This window comes from Curtobacterium pomorum (assembly GCF_044497295.1).
Classification (GTDB): Bacteria; Actinomycetota; Actinomycetes; order Actinomycetales; family Microbacteriaceae; genus Curtobacterium.
This window is the reverse complement of the sequence record NZ_CP172409.1, coordinates 3,188,869-3,209,461: the sequence shown is the minus strand read 5'-3', so window position 1 is coordinate 3,209,461 and position 20,593 is coordinate 3,188,869. Positions and strand designations below refer to the sequence as shown.

Genomic DNA, 20,593 nt, shown 5'->3' with positions numbered 1-20,593 from the left:
AGACCGATCAGCGCGCTGCGGTCAGGGCCTTCGTGATCCGCTGCAACGACACCGTCTCGGCGGTGCCCAGTTCCTGCGCGAACAGGCTGAGGCGGAACTCCTCGAGCATCCACCGCGCGTGCACGAGCTCGGGGTGTGCGCCGACCGGCGGCGGGAACGCACCGCCCGCGTCGACGTACCGATCGGTGGCGACGGTGACCTCGCGCATCCACGTGGCATCGCGTCCCGGGTTCTGCAGCAGTTTCTGCACGCGTGCCTCGATGCCCTGCAGGTACACCCGGATGCGTCGGAGCCGGTCGAGCCCGGCCACGGAGACGAACCCCGGGTAGACGAGCCGCTCCATCTGCTGGCGCATGTCCGTCAACGCACCGAGCAGGGACATCGAGTTCGCCTGCTTGAGTGCTCGCTCGGCGGAGCGCTGGGCGGCGAGCACCGCGGCGAGCTCGGAGACCGCCGCGAACATCGTGTCGACGACGGTCGCCGACACGGCGTCACGGACCGCCTCGAACTCGGCCTTGGTGAACACGAGACCAACCGGGTGGGCGCGACGGATCACCGCGTCGACGACGGCCGCGAGCACGTCGTCGAAGAGTGCGTTCGTGGAGGCGTACGGGCTGGCGGCGAGTGCGAGCTTCTCCTGTGCGGTCAGGTGCGACTGGATGTAGGACACCGGCGAGGGGACCGCGAGCATCACCAGGCGACGGACCCCGGCGGGCATGCGGACCTGCCGGTCGGACGGCGTCGCGAGCAACTGCACGCCGACGGTCGCCTTCGGGCCGGAACCTTCTTCCACCAGGGACGGGTACGCGCGGATGACACCACCGGCCTGCTCGGTGTCGAGGGTCTGCGGCAGGTCCTGGGCAGGCCACGTGGTGAGGCCGGACTGCTCCACCCCGGCACCGCCACCCGCGGCGGCGACGCGAGCCGCGCCTCCTGGCCGTCCCGCCGCCCGCACCGTGGCGGAGGCGACGCTCTGCTGTGTGCGGTCCTTGAGCTTCGTCTGCAGGACCGACAGGTCCTTGCCGGCCTCGACCCGCCGACCGCGTTCGTCGACGACTGCCCACGTCGGCAGCAGGTGCGACGGCACCCGGGACAGGTCGAAGTCGGACTCCGACACCGGCACGTACGTCATGCGCTGGATTGCCTTGGCCAGGGTCGCGCGGAACGACTCGGTGGGCTCGGTCGGGGCGTCGTCCGGCAGTTCGGCGACGATCTTCTCGGCCCAGTCGGCGGCAGGCACGACGTTCTTGCGGATCTGCTTCGGCAGCGACTTGATGAGGGCGGTCACGAGCTCCTTGCGCAGGCCGCGGACCTGCCAGTCGAAGCCCTCCTCGCGCATACGGGGGAGCAGCGCGAGCGGCACCTGCACGCTCACGCCGTCGTCCTGCGCGCCCGGCTCGAAGCGGTACTGGATCGCGAGGCGCTGGTCGCCGCTGCGCCACTGGGTCGGGTACTCGGCGTCGTCCTCCGCCGCCTCGGCAGCGGATTCGTCCAGCAGGTCCGCCCGGCGCATCGTGAGCAGGTCCGGTTGGTCGCGGCGCGTCGTCCGCCACCACCCCTCGAAGTCACGGGTCGTCGCGATGTCCGCGGGGATGCGCGCGTCGTAGAACTCGTAGACGTTCTCGTCGTCGAGCAGGATGTCGCGCCGGCGGGTGCGCTCCTCGAGCTGCTCGAGTTCCTTGCGGAGCTTCCGGTTGGCACGGTCGAACGCCTGCTGCGACTCCCACTCGCCCTCGACCAGGGCGTGGCGGATGAAGAGCTCACGCGAGTGCTCCGGGTCGATCCGGGCGTACTGCACCCGGCGGCGCTGCACGATCGGGACGCCGAACAGGGTCACCCGCTCGTACGCGACGACGGCGCCCTGCTTCTTCTCCCAGTGCGGTTCGCCGTAGGTGCGCTTCAGCAGGTCACCGGCGAGGGGCTCGACCCACGCGGGGTCGATCCGGCCGACGGTCCGTGCGAACAGCCGGCTGGTCTCGACGAGTTCGGCCGCCATCACCGCGTCGGGCTGCTTCTTCGCGAGCACACTGCCCGGGAACACGACGAACCGGGTGTTCCGCGAGCCGAGGTAGTCACGCTTCTCGCGGTCGCGCAGCCCGATCTGGCTGAGCAGACCGGCGAGCAGGGACCGGTGCACGGCATCGCCGTCGTCGGAGCGGGACTGGCCGACCCGGACGTCGACCTGCTTCGCGGCGCGGGAGAGCTGGCGGTACAGGTCCTGCCACTCGCGGATGCGCAGGTAGTTGAGGAACTCGGCCTTGCAGAGCCGGCGGAAGGCGCTCGAGGACAGCTCTTCCTGCTTGTCCTCGATGTAGTTCCACAGCGCGAGCAGGGTGAGGAAGTCGCTCGTCGGGTCGGCGAAGCGGGCGTGCATCTGGTCGGCGTGGGCGCGCTTCTCGAGCGGGCGTTCACGGGGGTCCTGGATGCTCAGGGCGCTGACGACGGCGACGACCTCGCGCCCGACGCCCTGGCGACCGGCCTCGAGCACCATCCGGCCGAGCCGCGGGTCGATCGGCAGTCGGGTGAGCTGTCTGCCGGACTTCGTGATCCGGCCGTCCTTGTCGACGGCGCGGAGCTCACGCAGCAGGTCGAGGCCGTCCTTCACGCCCCGGGAGTCCGGCGGCTGCAGGAAGGGGAACGACTCGATGTCGCCGAACCCGAGCGAGATCATCTGCAGGATCACCGCCGCGAGGTTCGTCCGCAGGATCTCCGGGTCGGTGAACTCGTCCCGACGCTCGAAGTCGTCCTCCGAGTAGAGCCGGATCGCGATGCCGGCGCTGGTGCGGCCCGCTCGACCCGAACGCTGGTTCGCGCTGGCCTGCGAGATCGCCTCGATCGGCAGCCGCTGCACCTTGGCACGCGGGGAGTACCGCGAGATGCGGGCGGTCCCGGTGTCGATGACGTACTTGATGCCCGGCACGGTCAGCGAGGTCTCGGCGACGTTCGTGGCGAGCACCACGCGCCGGCGCACCCCCGGGGTGGTGCGTCGGTCGAAGACACGGTGTTGATCGGCGGCGGAGAGCCGGCCGTACAGGGGCAGGACCTCGGTGCCCTGGTACCGCTTGCCCTCGATGGCGTCCTGCGCGTCACGGATCTCGTTCTCGCCGGACAGGAACACGAGCACGTCGCCGGGTTCTTCGCGCGCGAGTTCGTCGAGCGCGTCGGTGATCCCCTGCAGGGTGTCGCGGTCGTCGGCGCCGTTCGACCCGCCACGGTCGGCCGTGCGCGAGTCGGTCTCGTCGTCCTCGTCGGTGTCTTCGGGGTCCTCGGACACGAGCGGGCGGTACCGGATCTCGACGGGGTAGGTCCGGCCGGAGACCTCGATGATCGGGGCGTCGCCGAAGTGCTTCGAGAAGGACTCGGGGTCGATCGTCGCGCTCGTGATGATGAGCTTGAGGTCGGGGCGCCGGACCAGGAGCCGCTTGAGGTACCCGAGCAGGAAGTCGATGGTGAGCGAGCGCTCGTGCGCCTCGTCGATGATGATCGTGTCGTACCGCTTCAGGTCGCGGTCGAAGTGGATCTCGTTCAGCAGGATGCCGTCGGTCATCAGCTTGATGCGGGTGTTCGACGACACCTTGTCGGTGAAGCGCACCTGGTAGCCGACCAGGTCGCCGAGGTCGCTGCCGAGTTCTTCGGACACGCGTTCCGCGATCGTGCGGGCGGCGATCCGGCGGGGCTGGGTGTGCCCGATGTGCTCGCGTCCCAGCTCGAGGCAGATCTTCGGCAGCTGTGTGGTCTTGCCCGAGCCGGTGGCACCCGCCACGATGACGACCTGGTTGTCACGGATGGCGGCCGCGATGTCGTCCCGCCGCTGCGAGACCGGCAGTTCGGGCGGGTACGTGATGACTGGCGGCGTGGGAGACATGAGCATTCCAGGATACCGTCACGCCGCCGGTGCTGCGAGCCCGGCGGCGAGGTCGGCCGCGGACCGAGCGGGCAGGGCACACACGCGGTCGTGACAGACGTACGCGGCCGGTTCGAGCGCATCCCGCGCCTCGAACAGCTCGAACCCCGCGGCTGCCCACTCCGTGGCCTGCGTCGGGGTCACGCGAGCGATGATCGTGCCGGGTCGGCGCGCGGCGCGGACGGCGTCCCGCAGCGGGTCGTGCGGGTCCGACGTCACGACCACGATCTCGCGCGAGGGCCGTTGCAGCCCGAGTGCGAGACCGAGGGCGTCCGCGTGCCCGAGCGGCCGCTCGGTCCCCGTCGACGCCCGGTCCGCCACCAGCCGCTCGGCGGCTGTCCGGTACGCGGAGTCGCCGGTCAGCGCCGCGAGCTCGGCTGCCGCTGCGGCCAGGGCCACCGTCCCGGAGCGCATCGCGGTCTGTGGTTGTTCCCCGGTCGCCGTGCCCGCCCCGGCGAGCACCGGGTCGACGTCGAACCGGCCGGCCAGGCCGTCGTCGACCAGGGAACGGGCGGTCACGGCGTAGGCAGCGTCGCCCGTCACCAGGGCGAGCTCGAGCAGCCCCTCGGCCAGCAGCCCGACGTCCTCGATGGTCGCCGGGGCCGCCGACGGCCCGCGCGGCGTGCTCGAGCGGACCACGACGTGCCCGTCGTGCACGTGCGACCGCAGCAGCGCATCGGCTGCCGACCGGGCGAGATCGATCATCTCGGGGTCGTCGTGGCGTTCGCCGGCGATCGCGAGCCCGCGGATCGCCAGGCCGTTCCACCCGGTCAGGACCTGGTCGTCGAGTGGCGGCGGGTCCAGGAGGGCGCGCTCCGACAGCGGCCGTCGGTACCACTCGCCCTCCACCCGCCGGCCGTCGATCGTGGACTCGCTGTCCTGCGCGGCGACGAACGCGCCGTCCTCCTGCCGCAGGGTGTCCCGCAGGAAGTCCGCGATGCCGCGTGCCTGTTCGGCCCCGGCGACCGCGAGCAGGCCAGCGTTGTCGTAGAGCATCCGTTCGTAGTGCGGCACGCTCCAGTCGCGCTTGGTCGCGTACCGGAACACGCCGCCGTCGGCATCGGTCAGCTCGGAGGCCCGGATCGCGTGCAGCGACCGGTCGAGCAGACCGTCGGCCTCGGCATCGCCGTCGCGTGCTGCGTCGGCGAGGAACTCCAGCAACGGTGTGCTCGGGAACTTCGGAGCGCCGCCGAAACCCCCGTAGGTGGTGTCTTCGGCCTGCGACAGCTGACCGGTGACGGCCCGGATGCTGTCGACGGACGGGAGGCGCGGGTCGGCTCCGCCAGGACCGTCGCCGGCGCGGGCGGTCGCGTCCGCCTCGGCCCCCTGCCGGATCGCCGTCGCGATGGCTGCGGCGTTCGCGTCGACCTCGTGCCGCCGCTCGGTCCAGGCGTCGAGCACCGCCGCCAGGATCTGCCGGAACGCGGGCACCTGACCCACGGGGGTCGGCGGGAAGTACGTGCCGGCGAAGAACACGTGGCCCTCGGGCGTCAGGAACGTCGTCAGGGGCCAGCCGAGCTGCTGCGTGAACGCGCTCGCCGAGGCCATCAGGCTGGCGTCGACGTCGGGACGCTCTTCGCGGTCGACCTTGACCGCGACGAAGTCCTGGCGGAGCAGCGAACCGATCTCCGGGTCGTCGAAGCTCTCACGCGCCATGACGTGGCACCAGTGGCACGTGGCGTAGCCGACCGACACCAGGACCGGCACGCCGCGCTCACTTGCCTCGGCGAAGGCCTCGGGGCTCCACTCGCGCCAGTCCACGGGGTTGTCGGCGTGCAGCCGGAGGTACGGGCTGACCGAGGTGCCGAGTCGGTTGTCGTTCATGCCTCCAGCGTGCCCCGTGGCGACTGGGCGGACCAACGATCGCCGCGATCTGTGGACGGATCGTCGATCTCCACAGCCCTCGTCCGAGCGGTCAGCGGGGGAGCCACCCCGTCAACGCGGCGAGACGCTGCGCGACCTGGGCGGGGGTGAGATCGTCCGTGTCCAGCCGGGCGACCGTGTCCCCGGAAGCCGCGTCGAGCCTCCCGGCCGTCCGCGTGCTGTGCGCGAACTGCGCCTCAGGGACCTCGCCACCTGCCCGCCGAGCGAGGCGCTCGGCGGTGGGACCGTCTGCCGCGCGCAGCAGGACCGTCGTGATCACGGGGTCGTCGCCCATGGCGGCGGCCAGACGCTCGTGCTCGAGCACGGACACCGTGTTCGTGTAGACCAACCGGTGGTGGCCGAGCTCGCGGTAGGCCTGCCACATCGCGGCGAGGTTCCGTTCGGCCAGGTGCGCCTCGGGGTGCTCGACGTGCGGCGCCGGGTGCGCGAGGTCCAGCAGGTCGCCCTCGATCACCGCGTGACGGACGTCCGCTGCGACGAGCAGGTCGTGCAGCGCCTCGGTGGCCGTGGACTTGCCCACGCCGGACCGCCCGCCGACGAACAGGACCTCGGAGCGGGGCACGCTCGGCACCGTCACCCGAGGCCGAGCGACAGGAGCGCGAGGGCGGCGTCCTCGGGGCCGTAGTCGAACAGGCGCTCCCAGAACGGGTCGTCAGCCCACGGCACGTCGCCGTCGGCCGGTGTGCTCTGCGCGGTCTCCACCAACCAGTCGAGTTCGGGCAGGACCGCCGTGGCGAAGGTCGGCGGCTGCCACCCGAGCGCCCGCGCCGCCGTCGTGTCGAGGACGAACTGTGACGGCGACGACCACGGGGTGGTCCCGACGAAGGCGGGGGCGTCCGCGTCGAGCAGGACCTCGTCGAACCGGTGGTCGAGGTGCCCGGCGATGGTCCGCACGATCTCGAGCGCCGTCGGAGCGGTGTCGTCGGCGACGTTGAGGATGCGCCGGTCAGGAGCATCGGCGACCAGGCGGACGAGCGAGCCGATCCCGCTCGCGGCCGTCGTGTGGTCGACGCCGCGGCCGTGGTCGGCGAGCAGGATCCGTTCGCGCCCGTCGAGCACCCGTCGCACCACGAACCACTCGCGCGGACGGCCGATGCCGACGCCGTACACCTTCGACGGTCGCAGGACCGTGACCGGGGCGCCGTGGTCGAGGAGGACCTGCTCCGACGCCACCTTCGCGGCGCCGTAGCCGTCGCGGCTGGTCGAGTCGCCGTCGCCCGCGGTGACGGTCGGCTGGATCTCGGTGACTGCGCCGCCGAAGACCGGCTTGTCGGTCGAGTTCGCGTGCCGCCCCTGCTCGTCGGCGTAGACCGCGCGCGAGGAGACGAAGACGGTGGAACCGACGTCGTCGAGGAACGGCAGGAGCTGCGTCGCGTCGTCGCGGGTCAGCCCCACGGTGTCGACGAGCAGGTCCGCGCCGGGGCGGAGGAGGTCACGCAGGGTGCTCGTGTCGCGGCGGTCACCGGCGGTGACGCTCGCGCCCGATGCGCTCAGGGCGTCGGCCGCCGGGCCCCCACGACGGGCGAGGACCTCGACTTGCCAGTCGTCGCCGCCTCGGCCGGAGGCGTCGAGCAGCTCACGGGCGACGGCGGAACCGATCCCGCCCGTGCCGCCGAGGATGACCGCGCGTCTGGAGCTCATGCCCCAACGCTAGCGGGACGGTCGCCGGCGGCCCGCGTCGTCAGGACGCCAGCGCCTCGGGCTCGTGTCGCCACCAGTCCAGCAGCGAGCCGTCGTACACGGTGACCTTGTCGTGGCCGAGCACGGTCAGTGCCAGGGCGTCCACGCACGCGGCGCTGCCGACCCCGCAGTACGTCACGATCTCGTCCTCACCGACGACGGCGGCGAACGCCTCGGCGAGCTTCGGCCCCCGCAGGTACGCGTTCGTCTCCGGGTCGACCAGGGTGTCCGCCGTGATGGGGGTGCTGCCCGGGATGATCGGCGGGTGGTCGTCACCGAGGGCCACTTCGGGCGCCGCGAACACCAGCGCCGCGGGCTGCTCACCGGTCACGGCTCGGCGGACACGGGCGTGGTCGGCCCAGAGCGGGCGCTCTTCACCGGCGAGGAAGGCACGGTCGTCGTCGGGCGACTTCGCCGCACCGGACGCTTGGCGCAGTGCTCCGACGCGAACCGGACGGCCCTCGTCGCGCCACTTCGTGAAGCCGCCGTCGAGGACCGCGACCGAGTCGAAGCCGAACGAACGGAAGATCCACCACAGTCGTGCCGACCACTCGCCGACGCTGTCGTCGTAGACCACGACCGTCGAGGTGTTCGTGACACCCAGGTCGCCGGCCGCGGCCTCGAATCGTTCGGCGCTCGGGCGGGTGAAGGGGACCTCGGCGCCCGGTGTCGAGAACGCGTCGACGAGGTCGGCGAAGCGGGCGCCGGGGACGTGCCCGCGCTGCTCGTAGGAGTCGACGGCGGAATGCCACGTCGTCGCGAGACCGGTCCCCACCGTGTGCACCGAGGCGTCGAGGACGACGAGCTCGTCACCACCGAGGTGGTCGGCGAGCCACTGCGTCGACACGAGCGGCGAGGTCAGGACGGGGGCCATGCCGCACACGATAATGCGGACCTCTGACGGGCGACAGGGAAACCGACACACTGCGCAACCGGGCGCGCGTGGTGGTTGGTGCGTCGACTCGGAACGACAAGGCGGTTGTCGTACGACATCGCGATCGTCGTTCCGAGTCGGCACCGCCCCGCTGCGACGTCAGTGCGCGGCGGCGGGGATGCTCCCGGTCGTGGCGGACCCGGCACGTGCGAGTCGGTCGAGCCGCACCGACTGCCGGTTGATGAGCAGACCACCCGCGAGGGCGACGAGCACGAGCACGCCGGCCGAGATGCCGAACGCCACGTGGTAGCCGTCGAGCGTGGCCTGCGCCTGCTGCAGCTTCGTCGGGGCGGCGGACAGTCCGGACAGGCTGTTCGACACCACGTCGGCGAAGATCGTCGACAGCAGCGCCGTGCCGATCGAGCCACCGATCTGCTGCATCGTGTTGACCGTCGCCGAGGCCACACCGGCGTCGGCGCGGGCGACGCCGGTCGTCGCGGTGTTCATCGCGGACGAGAAGATCGTGCCCATGCCGAGGCCGATGACGACCAGCGCCGGCAGGACGGTGCCCGCGTAGGAGCTGTCCAGGTCGGTGCGCAGCAGCAGGAGCAGGCCGGTCGCGGCGACGAGGCCACCGGCGAAGATGAGGATCTTCGGGCCGACGCGGGGCAGGAGGCGCCCACCGATCTGCGTCGCCGAGATCATGATCGACAGCGGCATCGGGAGGAAGGCCAGACCGGTCTGCAGCGAGCTGAACCCGAGGGTCTGCTCGAGGTAGTAGGTCAGGAACAGGAAGATGCCGAACATGCCGATCGCCACCAGGCCGATCGCGATGAACGACCCACCGCGGTCGCGGTCGAGCACCACGCGCAGGGGCAGCAGCGGGTGTGCCACACGGGTCTCGATGAACACGAACGCGGCGATGAGCACCACGCCCGCGGCGAGCATCGCGATGGTGACGGGGGAGTCCCAGCCGTTCGTCTCGGCGTTCGAGAAGCCGTAGACGACGCCGACCAGGCCGGCGGTGATGGTGATGACCCCGAGGACGTCGATGCGCGGACGGTCGACCTTCGGCGGCTTCTCCATGAAGACGAGCGCGCCGATCACGCCGAGCACGGCGAAGACCACGTTGACGTAGAGGCACCAGCGCCACGACGCGTACTCGGTCAGGACGCCACCGAGGAGCAGGCCGATGGCCGCACCGGAACCGGCGATGGACCCGAAGATGCCGAACGCACGACCGCGCTCCTTCGGGTCGCGGAAGGTCGTGGTCAGCATGCCGAGGGCGGACGGGGCGAGCAGCGCGCCGAACACACCCTGCAGGGCGCGGGCGGCGACCAGCAGGCCGAACGAGTCGGCGAGGCCGCCGAGGACCGATGCGACCGCGAAGCCGACCAGGCCGATGATGAAGGTGTTCTTGCGGCCGAACAGGTCGCCGAGGCGGCCGCCGAGCAGCAGGAGCGAACCGAACGCCAGCGAGTACGCGGTGACGATCCACTGGCGCTGGTCGGTGCCGAAGCCCAGGTCGGCCTGGGCCGAGGGCAGCGCGATGTTCACGATGGTGGCGTCGAGCACGACCATGAGCTGGGCGAGGGCGATGACCGCCAGGGCGATCCAGCGGTGGTTGCTCTTGGCGGGGGTGGAGCCAGAGGTCGTGGGTGCTGCCCCGGTGGGGGTCGGCACGGTGTGTTCTGCCGTCACGGCAGCCTCCTTCGAGAAGGTTGGAGGGGGAGCACGAAGCGCGCACCGTCGGGCGTTTCGAAGAGGGGAGGTGTCAAACGGATGCGCGGCATCCGTTTGTCGACAGTGTAGACCGAAACGGAAGGTCCGCATCCACTTATTCCCAGAAAGTTCAACTAGGTTCGGCACCGTGAGCACCACCGAGTCCGCGCCCGACCTCGAGCGCCCGCTGCGCGCCGATGCGGCACGCAACCGCGAGTTGATCCTGCAGACCGCTCGCAAGTGCTTCGCGGAGCGTGGTCTGTCGGTCACCCTGAACGACATCGCGCACGAAGCGGGCGTCGGCGTCGGCACCGTGTACCGACGCTTCGCCGACAAGGACTCCCTGATCGAGGCGCTGCTCGCCACCAAGTTCGAGGCGATGAACGACGCAGCGGCTCGCGCGGCCGACGTCGTCGACCCGCGCGAGGCCCTCCGGGTCTACCTGACCGGCGTGTTCGAGTTCCGCGCCCGCGACCGTGCGCTCGCCGACGCCATCGTGCGGGCCGGCAAGGCGCGTCCGTCGATCGTGCAGGAGCGTGACCGGCTGGAACGCCAGGTCTCCGCGATCATCGGTCGGGCCGAGACCGCCGGGGTCGTCCGTGCCGGGTTCGACTACCGCGACCTGCCGATGCTCACCGCGATGGTGGGCGCGGTGGCCGACGCGACCCGAGAGCACGACCCGAACGCGTGGCGCCGGTACGCCGAGCTCCTCATCGAGGGCGTCCTGCCGCAGACCGCGAGCGAGACCGCCACGGAGATGGTCGGCGACCCGCTCGACCGCGAGTCGATCGAGCGAGCGCTGCACGCGCAGTCCTGACGCGTCCCCGCGGACGGCGCGCGGCTCCGGTGCCGGCCGACTCCGGACGGGAGGCCCGTGGCGGAGTCGACCCGTGCCTCCCGTCCGGCGGTCTGGTCGCGACCAGTGCGCCGGGCCGACACCCGACGCGCGCTACAGCCAGCTCGGCAGCCAGTAGTGCGACCGGATGAAGTCCCACGGCACCTGGATCGCGGTCCACATCGGGTACCAGTACGCCGACGCGAGCACGACCACGACCAGGTACACGCCGACCCAGACGATCGCCCGGGTCCGTCGGGGCCGCGGATCGGTCCGTGACCCGAGCACCAACCCGATCGCCGCAGCCAGCGCCATCACCATGAAGGGCTCGAAGGCGATCGTGTAGAACTGGAAGACCGTCCGGTTGACGTACATGAGCCACGGCAGGTACCCCGCGGCGACGCCGAGCAGGACGAACCCGTACTGCCACCGTCTGCGCAGGATCCAGAGCACGAGCAGGGCCACGGTCGCGATGACCGCCGCGTACCAGATGAACGGGTTCGCGACGCCGGTGATGGCCTCGCCGCAGCGGCTGGCCGAGCAGCCGTCCTGGCCGGCGTCGGTGCCGACGTAGAACATCGAGGTGGGGCGCTGCATGACGAGCCAGAGCAGCGGGTTCGCCTGGTACGAGTGCGGCGTGTGCAACCCGATGTTGAAGTTGTAGATCTCCGACTGGTAGTGCCACCAGTTCTGCAGGCTGTCCGGCACCCACCGGAGCACCCCGGTCCAGCGTTCCCCGCCGGAGGCCAGCCAGTTGCGGTCCCAGCCGTCCTTCGACACGAACCAGCCCGTCCACGACGCGACGTAGGTGACGGCGGCGATCGGCACCGTGAGCAGGAACGACACGGGAGCCTGCTGGAGCAGCGCGCTCGACGACCAGAACTCGACCCCGGCTCGGCGACGCATCATCATGTCGCTCAGCACGGAGTAGACGGCGAAGAACGCCAGGAAGTACATCCCCGACCACTTCGTCGCGGTGGCCAGCCCCATCGTCAGCCCCATCGCGAACAGCCACGGACGCCACCAGAGCACGGGCCCCCACAGGGTGTCCCGGCCGGCGGCGACGCGCTCGGCGACCCAGTCGTCGAGCCGCCGCTGACTCCGGCGCCGGTCGAGCAGGAGTGCTCCGAACCCGAGCACGACGAAGAACGTCAGGATCCCGTCGAGCAGGGTCACGCGGGACATCACGATGGCCTGACCGTCGATCGCGAGCAGGCCGCCGGCGAGCGTGCCGACCAGGGTGGAGCGGAACAGCGACCGGGCGATCACGGCGGTGAGGAACACCGTCGCGATGCCGAGCACGGCCACCGCGAACCGCCAGCCGAACGAGTTGTCCGCCCCGAACAGGAGCATGCCGAGCCCGATCAGGTACTTGCCGAGCGGCGGGTGCGCGATGAACTCCGCGGCGCTGGTGAAGACGTCCGTCTCACCGCTCGAGAACCGGTCGTCGGTCGTCGGGGCGGAGTCGCTGCTCGGGTTCGCCGGCCAGGTGCCCTCGTACCCGAGGTGGACGATCGACCAGCCGTCCTTGACGTAGTAGGTCTCGTCGAAGACCAGGGAGTGCGGGTTCCCGAGGTTGGCCAGGCGCAGCACGGCGGCGAGCAGCGTCACCGCGATCGGTCCCGCCCAGCGCCACACCGCCACGCGCTGGGCGGTGGAGAGCATCCGCCCCCACCAGTCGTCGAGGCGCGAGCCGACCGGCCCGTCGGGCACGGCCGTGCGGTCGTCGGTCAGCTCGCTGGTCATCGCTGAGCATCCTACGGATCGACCGCATGTCCGCGCTGCGTCGGTGCTGCGACGACAATGGGTGCGTGATCGTCCTCGCAGCAACGCCCATCGGCAACCTCGGGGACGCCTCGCGCCGTCTCGTCGAGACCCTCTCCAACGCCACGGTGGTCGCGGCGGAGGACACCAGGACCGCCATCCACCTCATGCGCGCCCTCGGCATCGAGAACCGTCCGCGGCTCATCGCCCTGCACGAGCACAACGAGCGGGCGAAGGCGTCCGAGGTCGTCGAGCTCGCCCGTGACGAGGACGTCGTGGTCCTCACCGACGCCGGCATGCCCGCCATCAGCGACCCCGGCTTCCCGCTGGTCGAGGCGGCGGCAGCGGCCGGCGTCACCGTCACGGCGCTGCCCGGCCCGTCCGCCGTGCTCATGGCGCTCGCCGTCTCGGGTTTGCCGACGGACCGCTTCACGTTCGAGGGGTTCCCGACGCGCAAGGGCGGGGAGCGCCGTCGTGCGTTCCAGGCGCTTGCGGGGGAGCAGCGCACGATGGTCTTCTTCGAGTCGCCGCACCGGTTGGCCGAGACGCTCGCCGACATGGCCGTCGGGTTCGGCGGCGATCGTCGTGCCGCGGTCTGCCGCGAGCTCACGAAGCTCTACGAAGAGGTCAGGCGCGGTCCGCTCGACGAGCTCGTCACGTGGGCGTCCGAGGGGGTCAGGGGCGAGATCTGCATCGTCGTCGCAGGAGCCGCCGAGGCCACCGAGGAAGCGACGCTCGACGACGGGGTCCGACTGGTGCTCGAGCGGGTGGCCGCCGGGATGCGCATGAAGGAGGCCGCAGCGGCGGTCGCGGACGCGACCGGGCTGTCCAAGCGGGACCTCTACGAAGGCGCGCTCGCGGCGCGGTAGACGGCTGGGTCCTGCGGTCTGGAGGCGCGGGGCGGGCCCGCCACGGGCCTCCCGGATCCGGTTTTCCACAGACCACCGCCGCGCGCGTCATGCGGGTTCCGCGCGCCCGTAGGATGGTCCGCATGTCCGACGGGTCCTCGTTCAGCATCACCACGCCGATCTTCTACGTGAACGACGTGCCCCACATCGGGCACGCGTACACCGAGGTCGCCGCGGACGTCCTCGCGCGCTGGCACCGGCAGCGGGGTGACGACACCTGGCTGCTCACCGGTACCGACGAGCACGGGCAGAAGATCCTGCGCACCGCCTCGGCGAACGAGGTCACGCCCAAGGAATGGGCCGACCGCCTCGTCACCGAGGCCTGGAAGCCGCTGCTCGACACCGTCGACGTGGCGAACGACGACTTCATCCGCACCACCGACGAGCGCCACGAGCGCGGGGTGACGGCATTCCTGCAGAAGCTCTACGACGACGGCTACATCTACGCCGGCGAGTTCGAGGGCTTCTACTGCGTGGGCTGCGAGGAGTACAAGCAGCCGAGCGACCTGGTTCCCGGAACCGGTGCGTACGAGGGCCAGCAGGTCTGCGCCATCCACTCGATCCCGGTCGAGGTGCTGGCCGAGCGCAACTACTTCTTCCGCATGTCGGACTTCGAGCAGCGCCTGCTCGACCTGTACGAGTCGAACCCGCTGTTCATCCAGCCGGAGAGCGTGCGCAACGAGATCATCTCGTTCGTGAAGCAGGGTCTGCGTGACCTGTCGATCTCGCGGTCCAGCTTCGACTGGGGCATCACGATCCCGTGGGACAGCGACCACGTCCTGTACGTGTGGTTCGACGCCCTGCTCAACTACGTCACGGCGCTGGGCTACGGCACCGAGGACGACGAGGCCTTCAAGCGCCTCTGGCCGAGCGTGCACATCGTCGGCAAGGACATCGCCCGCTTCCACGCCGTCATCTGGCCGGCGATGCTCATGGCTGCCGGCCTGCCGGTGCCGGAACGCGTGTTCGGCCACGGCTGGCTGCTCGTCGGCGGCGAGAAGATGTCCAAGTCGAAGCTGACCGGCATCGCACCGTCGGAGATCACCGACACGTTCGGGTCCGACGCCTTCCGCTACTACTTCCTCCGCGCGATCACCTTCGGGCAGGACGGCAACTTCAGCTGGGAGGACATCTCGGCGCGGTACCAGGCCGAACTCGCGAACGGCTTCGGCAACCTCGCCTCGCGCCTGGTCGCGATGCTGCAGAAGTACTTCGACGGCGCGGTGCCGTCACGCGGGTCCCTGACCGAGTCGGACGAAGCCGTCGACGCCCTGGCCGTGTCCGTCACCGAGCGTGCCGACGCAGCCATCGCCGCATTCGCCCCGCACGAGGCGATCGCCGCCGTCTGGGAGCTCGTCGACGCCCTGAACGGGTACATCACCGAGCAGCAGCCGTGGGCCCTGGCGAAGGACGACGCGAACCGCGAGCGGCTCGGCACCGTCCTGACCACCGCACTGCGCGGTCTCGGCACGGTCGCGGTGCTGCTCTCCCCGGTGATGCCGAAGGCCACCGAGAAGCTGTGGGCGTCGATCGGCGCCGGCGGCTCGATCGCCGAGCAGCGGGTCGACCGTGCCTTCGAGTGGCAGGGCGCCGACCAGGTGGTCCCGCTCGAGAGCGGACTCTTCCCGCGGATCGAGCAGGCGGAGCAGGGCGCCGCGTGACCGACGCCCACCTCCGCTCCCGCGGCGACGGGGACGGCTCCAAGCGCGACCTGACCTACCCGCCGTTGCCCGAGGCGCTCGTGGTCCCGGTCTACGACAACCACACGCACATGGAGATCGCCGACGGTGGCGACGGGGCGCTCGACTACCGCGAGCACCTCGGCCGTGCCTCCAGTGTCGGTGTCCGCGGTGTCGTGCAGGTCGGTACCGACCTCGCCACTTCGCAGTGGTCCGCGTCGATCGCTGCCCGTGAACCCCGCGTGCTCGCGGCAGTCGCGCTGCACCCGAACGAGGCGCCTTCGCTGCAGGAGCAGGGGCTGCTCGACGAGCACCTCGCCGGCATCGAGCGGCTGGCGGCGTTGCCCCGCGTCCGGGCGATCGGTGAGACCGGACTCGACTTCTTCCGCACCGGCGAGGACGGGCGCGACGCCCAGGTCCGCTCGTTCGAGGAGCACATCCGCATCGCGAAGGAGCACGGCCTCGCGCTGACCATCCACGACCGCGACGCGCACGACGCCGTGGTCGAGGTGCTCGACCGCGTCGGGGCTCCGGAGCGGACGGTGTTCCACTGCTTCTCCGGCGGCCCCGACCTGGCTCGGCTCTGCGCCGAGCGCGGCTGGTACATGTCGTTCGCCGGCACCGTGACGTTCAAGAACGCGGCCCCGCTCCGCGAAGCCCTGCTCGTCGCGCCGCGGCACCTGATCATGGTCGAGACGGACGCGCCGTTCCTGACCCCGACGCCGTACCGCGGCCGGCCGAACGCCCCGTACCTCATCCCGATCACCCTGCGGTCGATGGCGGAGACCCTCGGCACCGACGCCTCGATGCTCGCCGCGCAGATCGCGTCGAACACCGAGCTCGTCTACGGCGCGTGGGACGCCGAACCCGTGACGGTGGACGAGTAGTGGGCGCGCTGCTCGGCCCCGCCGAGATCCGGGAGCTCGCTGCTGAACTCGACGTGACCCCGACGAAGAAGCTCGGGCAGAACTTCGTGCACGACGCCAACACCGTCCGGCGCATCGTGTCGGTCGCCGGCGTGACGCCCTCGTCCCAGGTGCTCGAGATCGGGCCCGGTCTCGGCTCCCTGACGCTCGGGCTCACCGAGACCGGGGCGCCCGTCACCGCGGTCGAGATCGACAAGCGGCTCGCGGCGAAGTTGCCGTCGACGGTCAGTGCGCTGCAGCCGGCGGCGTCGCTGACGGTCGTGCAGCAGGATGCGATGACCGTCGCCGCATCGGACCTCGACACCGAGCCGACCCACCTCGTCGCGAACCTGCCCTACAACATCTCGGTGCCCGTGCTGCTGCACCTGCTCGCGACCTTCCCCTCGATCGAGCGGTCGCTCGTGATGGTGCAGGCCGAGGTCGGGTACCGGCTCGCGGCCGGCCCGGGCAGCAAGGTCTACGGTTCGCCGAGCGTGAAGGCCGCCTGGTACGGCTCGTGGAGCACGGCCGGGCTCGTCAGTCGCCAGGTCTTCTGGCCCGTGCCGAACGTCGACAGCGTGCTGGTGGCGTTCGACCGGCACGAGCCTCCGGGGGACGATCGGCTGCGATCGCGGGTGTTCACCCTGGTGGACGCGGCGTTCCAGCAGCGGCGGAAGATGCTGCGGCAGAGCCTGTCCGGTGTGCTCGGCGGCAGCGCCCGTGCCTCCGAGGTCCTGAGGGCTGCGGGCATCGACCCGACGGCGCGGGGCGAGGCGATCGGTGTCGACGACTTCGTGCGGCTCGGTCGGACGGTCCTCGCAGCTGCGGAGTAGCGAGATCCTCAGCGCATCCACCTGCTCGCCGGCCGCTGACGCCGCGAACGGGGGACCGCGCGCACGGTCGTCTCACCCCTACGATCAACGGGTGCGTCGCATCACCCTCTCCCAGTGGCTAACGATCGTCGCCGTGCTCGGCGGGCTCGTCATCGAGTTCTTCGCTGTGCCCGCTGTCGTGCGAGACCTGCAGAACGACGCGGCATGGGCGGGAGTGCTGCTCGGGGTCGCGTTCCCCGTGTTCGGGGTCGCGGTCTCGGCCTTCCGAGACGATCCGGGCGATCGCGATGATGACGACGACGACTTCCGCTCGCCGCCGCGCCTCGACCGTTTGGGTCGGGTGGCCGAAGGCGCACTGGCCGTGACCGCGTTCACCGCAGCCTGGGCGGTGACACGCCTGCACCACAAGCCCCTCGACTCGGCGTTGTACAGCGCGGTGATCGCCTCGGCGCTGCCGCTCGCGAGCCGTGCCCTCGATCGGCTCGCCCGTCGCCGTGGTGAGCAGCCCGACTGACGCGCCCCTCGCACCACGCGTGGTGCGAGGTTCCGTGGTCGGTGCGAGCCGAAGTGCCTCGCACGGAACGCGGAACCTCGCACCGTTCGAGGCGTCGCCCGGGTCAGTGCTCGCGGGACGCCATCATCTCGAGGATCTGCTGGTGGTTGCCGTTGCGTTCGGCGAAGCGCAGCGGGTGCACGTTCTGCACCAGGATCTCCGGGGCAGCGCCGGACTCGATGAGGGCAATGACCTCGTCGGCGAAGGCGTCGAGCGGCATCCCACCGAAGTCGGCGCCGCCCATTAGGTCGGTCATCACGGCCGGCGGGGCGAGTTCGAGCACCTCGAGCGACGAACCGACCAGCTGCTGGCGGAGGGCCTGCGTGTAGGCGTGCACGGCCGCCTTCGTCGCGCTGTACGTCGGCGACGCGGTGAGTGGGACGAACGCGAGCCCGGACGTGACCGTCATCAGGGTTGCCGAGGGCTGCGCGAGCAGGTGCGGCAGGAACGCGTCGATGAGACGGATCGTGCCGACCAGGTTCGTCTGGACGAGCTCGAGGGCGTCGTGGATGTGCGCGGGGTCGCGGAGGTCCTCGTCGCGCATGATCCCGGACATGGTGATCAGGGCATCGAGCGACGGGTACGCCTCGAGCACCGAGGCGGCGGCGGCCTCGATCGACGACGCATCGGCGACGTCGATCTGCACGGTGCCGAAGCCGTGCTCGGCGGCGAGGGAGTCGAGGAGTGCCTGGCGACGGCCGCCGATGACGACGGTGCTGCCGGCGGCCTGCAGGCGCTGGGCGAGGGCGAGCCCGATGCCCGAGGTCGCGCCGGGGATGAAGACGGTGGAGTTCGTGATGTCCATGACCACCACGATGCTCCGCGGGCAGGGTGGCAGCCAGAGCGCGGTCATCGGGGGATCGGCGATCCCTGGCACGGCGGCGGGAACCGGACGATGATCGATCCATGGACCGCGCTGCACTCGCCGACTTCCTCCGCCGTCGCCGCGAACTGCTGCGCCCCGAGGACGTCGGCCTCGGGCAGGGGCCGCGACGCCGGACCCCGGGGCTCCGCCGTGAAGAGGTCGCTGCCCTCGCCGGCATGTCCGTCGACTACTACACGCGTCTGGAACAGCAGCGTGGGCCGCAGCCGTCGGAACAGATGATCGCCGCGATCGCCCGGGCGCTGCGCTGCAGTCTCGACGAGCGCGACCACCTGTTCCACCTCGCCGGGCAGAACGCCCCGACCCGGATGCACCGCGCCGACCACGTCGACCCCGCGATCCTGCGGGTGCTCGACCGGCTCGAGGACACCCCCGCGATCGTGGTCAGTCACCTGGGCGAGACGCTGGTCGAGAACCGGCTCGCCGCGGCACTGCTCGGGTCGTCCGTCAGCCTGCCCGGCAACGAGCGCTACCAGGCGTGGCGGTGGTTCGTGACCGGGAACGAGCTCGCGAAGTACGCGCCGGAGCAGCACGAGCGACTGGCCCGGGTCGTGGTGGCGTCGCTGCGGGCGGCGGTGGGGCTCGCTGGACCGGGGGACCGTCGGGCCACCGAACTGATCGCCGAGCTGCAGACCCGCAGCCCCGAGTTCCGCGAGCTCTGGGCGAAGCACGAGGTGGCCACTCGCTGGTCCGACAACAAGACGATCGTGCAGCCCGAGCTCGGCCGGATCACCGTCGACTGCCAGGTGCTGCACACCGACGACCAGGCGCAGGCACTGCTGCTGTTCACGGCTCCTCCAGGATCAGAGGACGCGCAGAAGCTCGAGCTCCTCGTCGTCGTCGGACAGCAGACCTTCGCCGGCTGACGACCTCGCACGGTGCGAGCTCGCTCGGCTCGTGCGAGGTTGGTCGACCGCGCACGGTGCGAGGCCGATGATCCCGTGCATCGTTGAACGCTCGGTGCCGCCCTACAGTCCGCCACCGAGCGATCAACCTCGCACCGGCCGGCCGAGCGCGCACCGTGCGGCCCGCACGCCCCCGCCCCCACCACCCCCACCACCGCGCCGCACGAAGCAACCCCGCGTCACACACTTGGCCGCGTGCGGTATACCGTGCCTAGGGTGGGGCTGTGAGCACTCCCCGCGTGTACGTCATCCACGAGAACCCCGAGTGGTTCCCGCCGCTCGCCGCCGCCTTCGAGGCCGAGGGCGTCCCGGTGCAGGAGATCCTGCTGACCGAGGGACAGATCGACCTCGGTGCCGAGCCGGAGCCAGGCGTCTACTGGTCCCGGATGTCGGCGTCGAGCCACACCCGCGGACACGAGCACAGCAAGGAGTACACCCGCGCGGTCCTCGGCTGGCTCGAGCGGGCGGACCGCCAGGTCGTCGGCGGCAGCCACGTGCTCGAGCTCGAGGTCTCCAAGGTGGCCCAGCACGGGCTCCTGCAGCAGGCCGGGTTCGACGTGCCGCGGACGACCGCCGTGTTCGGCACGACGACGCTCAAACAGGCCGCCCGCACCTTCACGAACGGCCACGACGTCCCGTTCATCACGAAGCACAACCAGGGCGGCAAGGGCCTGGGCGTCCGGCGGTTCGACTCGCTCGCCGAGTTCGACGCCTACGTCGACAGCCCCGAGTTCGAGGCGCCGGTCGACGGCATCACCCTGCTGCAGGAGTTTCTGACGGCCCGTGAGCCCTTCATCACCCGCGTCGAGTTCGTCGGCGGCGAGTTCGTCTACGCCGTCCGCGTCGACACCAGCGCCGGCAGCTTCGAGCTCTGCCCCGCCGACGCGTGCGAGGTACCGCAGGTCATCGCGGGTGCCGTCTGCGACGTACCCGGCACCGAGACCGTCGGTGCGCCCCCGGCGTTCGCCGTCCGGACCGAGATCACCGCCGAGCACCCGCTGGTCCGGCAGCTCCGCACGTTCCTCGCCGACCAGCGCATCACCATCGCGGGCGTCGAGTTCATGGAGACCACGGACGGCCGCACGGTCGTCTACGACATCAACACGAACACGAACTACAACCCCGCGGTCGAGGAATCGGCGCCGGCCTCCGGCCCGCGCTCCATCGCGCGGTACCTCGGCGGCCTGCTGGAGACGCAGTACGCAGCGCAACTGACGGCCTGAGAACGCAAGAACCACCGGACTGGAGGCCCGTGGCGGGCCCG

Annotated in this window: 16 protein-coding genes; 8 read left to right on the top strand and 8 right to left on the bottom strand. The window is 71.0% G+C overall.

The genetic code is table 11. The annotated features are described in order from the left end of the window. Positions 1 to 7: 7 nt before the first annotated feature. The 6 genes from hrpA to ACGH48_RS15290 form a co-directional block, all read right to left on the bottom strand. Positions 8 to 3,865 carry an ATP-dependent RNA helicase HrpA gene (gene hrpA / locus ACGH48_RS15315; protein ID WP_396289201.1) on the bottom strand — a complete coding sequence of 1,286 codons (3,858 nt, stop codon included), beginning with the start codon at positions 3,863 to 3,865 and terminating at the stop codon, positions 8 to 10. 18 nt (positions 3,866 to 3,883) lie between these two features. Next, positions 3,884 to 5,728 carry a thioredoxin domain-containing protein gene (locus ACGH48_RS15310; protein ID WP_396289199.1) on the bottom strand — a complete coding sequence of 615 codons (1,845 nt, stop codon included), beginning with the start codon at positions 5,726 to 5,728 and terminating at the stop codon, positions 3,884 to 3,886. 91 nt (positions 5,729 to 5,819) lie between these two features. Further along, positions 5,820 to 6,350 carry an ATPase gene (locus ACGH48_RS15305; protein WP_396289198.1) on the bottom strand — a complete coding sequence of 177 codons (531 nt, stop codon included), beginning with the start codon at positions 6,348 to 6,350 and terminating at the stop codon, positions 5,820 to 5,822. 11 nt (positions 6,351 to 6,361) lie between these two features. Further along, positions 6,362 to 7,429: an NAD-dependent epimerase/dehydratase family protein gene (locus ACGH48_RS15300; RefSeq protein WP_396289196.1), complete on the bottom strand. Its 1,068-nt coding sequence runs from the start codon at positions 7,427 to 7,429 to the stop codon at positions 6,362 to 6,364. Positions 7,430 to 7,469: 40 nt separating this feature from the next. Continuing rightward, complete coding sequence (locus tag ACGH48_RS15295; RefSeq protein ID WP_123314244.1) at positions 7,470 to 8,342, bottom strand: sulfurtransferase; 873 nt, start codon at positions 8,340 to 8,342, stop codon at positions 7,470 to 7,472. A gap of 159 nt (positions 8,343 to 8,501) precedes the next feature. Then, positions 8,502 to 10,043, bottom strand: a complete 1,542-nt coding sequence (locus tag ACGH48_RS15290) for an MFS transporter (protein WP_396289193.1) — start codon at positions 10,041 to 10,043, stop codon at positions 8,502 to 8,504. Between the two features lie 169 nt (positions 10,044 to 10,212). On the opposite strand from ACGH48_RS15290, the gene ACGH48_RS15285 reads away from it, so the two are divergent. After that, positions 10,213 to 10,881 carry a TetR/AcrR family transcriptional regulator gene (locus ACGH48_RS15285; RefSeq protein WP_396289192.1) on the top strand — a complete coding sequence of 223 codons (669 nt, stop codon included), beginning with the start codon at positions 10,213 to 10,215 and terminating at the stop codon, positions 10,879 to 10,881. Between the two features lie 132 nt (positions 10,882 to 11,013). On the opposite strand, the gene ACGH48_RS15280 is transcribed toward ACGH48_RS15285, so the two are convergent. Next, positions 11,014 to 12,645 carry a dolichyl-phosphate-mannose--protein mannosyltransferase gene (locus ACGH48_RS15280; RefSeq protein WP_123314242.1) on the bottom strand — a complete coding sequence of 544 codons (1,632 nt, stop codon included), beginning with the start codon at positions 12,643 to 12,645 and terminating at the stop codon, positions 11,014 to 11,016. A gap of 65 nt (positions 12,646 to 12,710) precedes the next feature. Here ACGH48_RS15280 and rsmI point away from each other — a divergent pair, with 65 nt between their 5' ends. From rsmI to ACGH48_RS15255, 5 genes are all read left to right on the top strand, one after another. Further along, a complete protein-coding gene (rsmI, locus tag ACGH48_RS15275; protein WP_123292295.1) occupies positions 12,711 to 13,532 on the top strand; it encodes a 16S rRNA (cytidine(1402)-2'-O)-methyltransferase in 822 nt (273 codons plus the stop codon). A 122-nt stretch (positions 13,533 to 13,654) separates the two neighbouring features. Continuing rightward, entirely contained in the window at positions 13,655 to 15,232 is a 1,578-nt protein-coding gene (gene metG, locus ACGH48_RS15270) for a methionine--tRNA ligase (RefSeq protein ID WP_396289191.1), read from the top strand. After that, positions 15,229 to 16,137: a TatD family hydrolase gene (locus tag ACGH48_RS15265; protein ID WP_396289190.1), complete on the top strand. Its 909-nt coding sequence runs from the start codon at positions 15,229 to 15,231 to the stop codon at positions 16,135 to 16,137. Before metG ends, ACGH48_RS15265 begins: the two co-directional genes overlap by 4 nt. Next, positions 16,137 to 16,988, top strand: a complete 852-nt coding sequence (gene rsmA / locus ACGH48_RS15260) for a 16S rRNA (adenine(1518)-N(6)/adenine(1519)-N(6))-dimethyltransferase RsmA (protein WP_396291134.1) — start codon at positions 16,137 to 16,139, stop codon at positions 16,986 to 16,988. The genes ACGH48_RS15265 and rsmA overlap by 1 nt, the downstream gene beginning before the upstream one ends. A 91-nt stretch (positions 16,989 to 17,079) precedes the next feature. Next, the gene (locus tag ACGH48_RS15255) at positions 17,080 to 17,502 is read left to right on the top strand and encodes a hypothetical protein (RefSeq protein WP_396289189.1); all 423 of its coding nucleotides are present in this window, start codon (positions 17,080 to 17,082) and stop codon (positions 17,500 to 17,502) included. 103 nt (positions 17,503 to 17,605) lie between these two features. Here the strand turns inward: ACGH48_RS15255 and ACGH48_RS15250 are convergent, their stop codons facing one another. Beyond that, entirely contained in the window at positions 17,606 to 18,346 is a 741-nt protein-coding gene (locus tag ACGH48_RS15250) for an SDR family oxidoreductase (protein WP_396289187.1), read from the bottom strand. 101 nt (positions 18,347 to 18,447) lie between these two features. Here ACGH48_RS15250 and ACGH48_RS15245 point away from each other — a divergent pair, with 101 nt between their 5' ends. Then, a complete protein-coding gene (locus ACGH48_RS15245) occupies positions 18,448 to 19,290 on the top strand; it encodes a helix-turn-helix transcriptional regulator (RefSeq protein WP_396289186.1) in 843 nt (280 codons plus the stop codon). Positions 19,291 to 19,553: 263 nt separating this feature from the next. Then, positions 19,554 to 20,552 (top strand): RimK family alpha-L-glutamate ligase, encoded by a 999-nt coding sequence (locus ACGH48_RS15240; protein ID WP_396289185.1) that lies wholly within the window; start codon positions 19,554 to 19,556, stop codon positions 20,550 to 20,552. The last annotated feature ends 41 nt before the right edge of the window (positions 20,553 to 20,593 follow it).

Bases quoted from the DNA above. Each gene is read 5' to 3' on its own strand.
- ACGH48_RS15245 (WP_396289186.1), top strand. From the start codon at position 18,448: ATGGACCGCGCTGCACTCGCCGACTTCCTCCGCCGTCGCCGCGAACTG.
- metG (WP_396289191.1), top strand. From the start codon at position 13,655: ATGTCCGACGGGTCCTCGTTCAGCATCACCACGCCGATCTTCTACGTG.
- hrpA (WP_396289201.1), bottom strand. From the start codon at position 3,865: ATGTCTCCCACGCCGCCAGTCATCACGTACCCGCCCGAACTGCCGGTC.
- ACGH48_RS15300 (WP_396289196.1), bottom strand. From the start codon at position 7,429: ATGAGCTCCAGACGCGCGGTCATCCTCGGCGGCACGGGCGGGATCGGT.
- ACGH48_RS15280 (WP_123314242.1), bottom strand. From the start codon at position 12,645: ATGACCAGCGAGCTGACCGACGACCGCACGGCCGTGCCCGACGGGCCG.
- ACGH48_RS15310 (WP_396289199.1), bottom strand. From the start codon at position 5,728: ATGAACGACAACCGACTCGGCACCTCGGTCAGCCCGTACCTCCGGCTG.
- ACGH48_RS15250 (WP_396289187.1), bottom strand. From the start codon at position 18,346: ATGGACATCACGAACTCCACCGTCTTCATCCCCGGCGCGACCTCGGGC.
- ACGH48_RS15295 (WP_123314244.1), bottom strand. From the start codon at position 8,342: ATGGCCCCCGTCCTGACCTCGCCGCTCGTGTCGACGCAGTGGCTCGCC.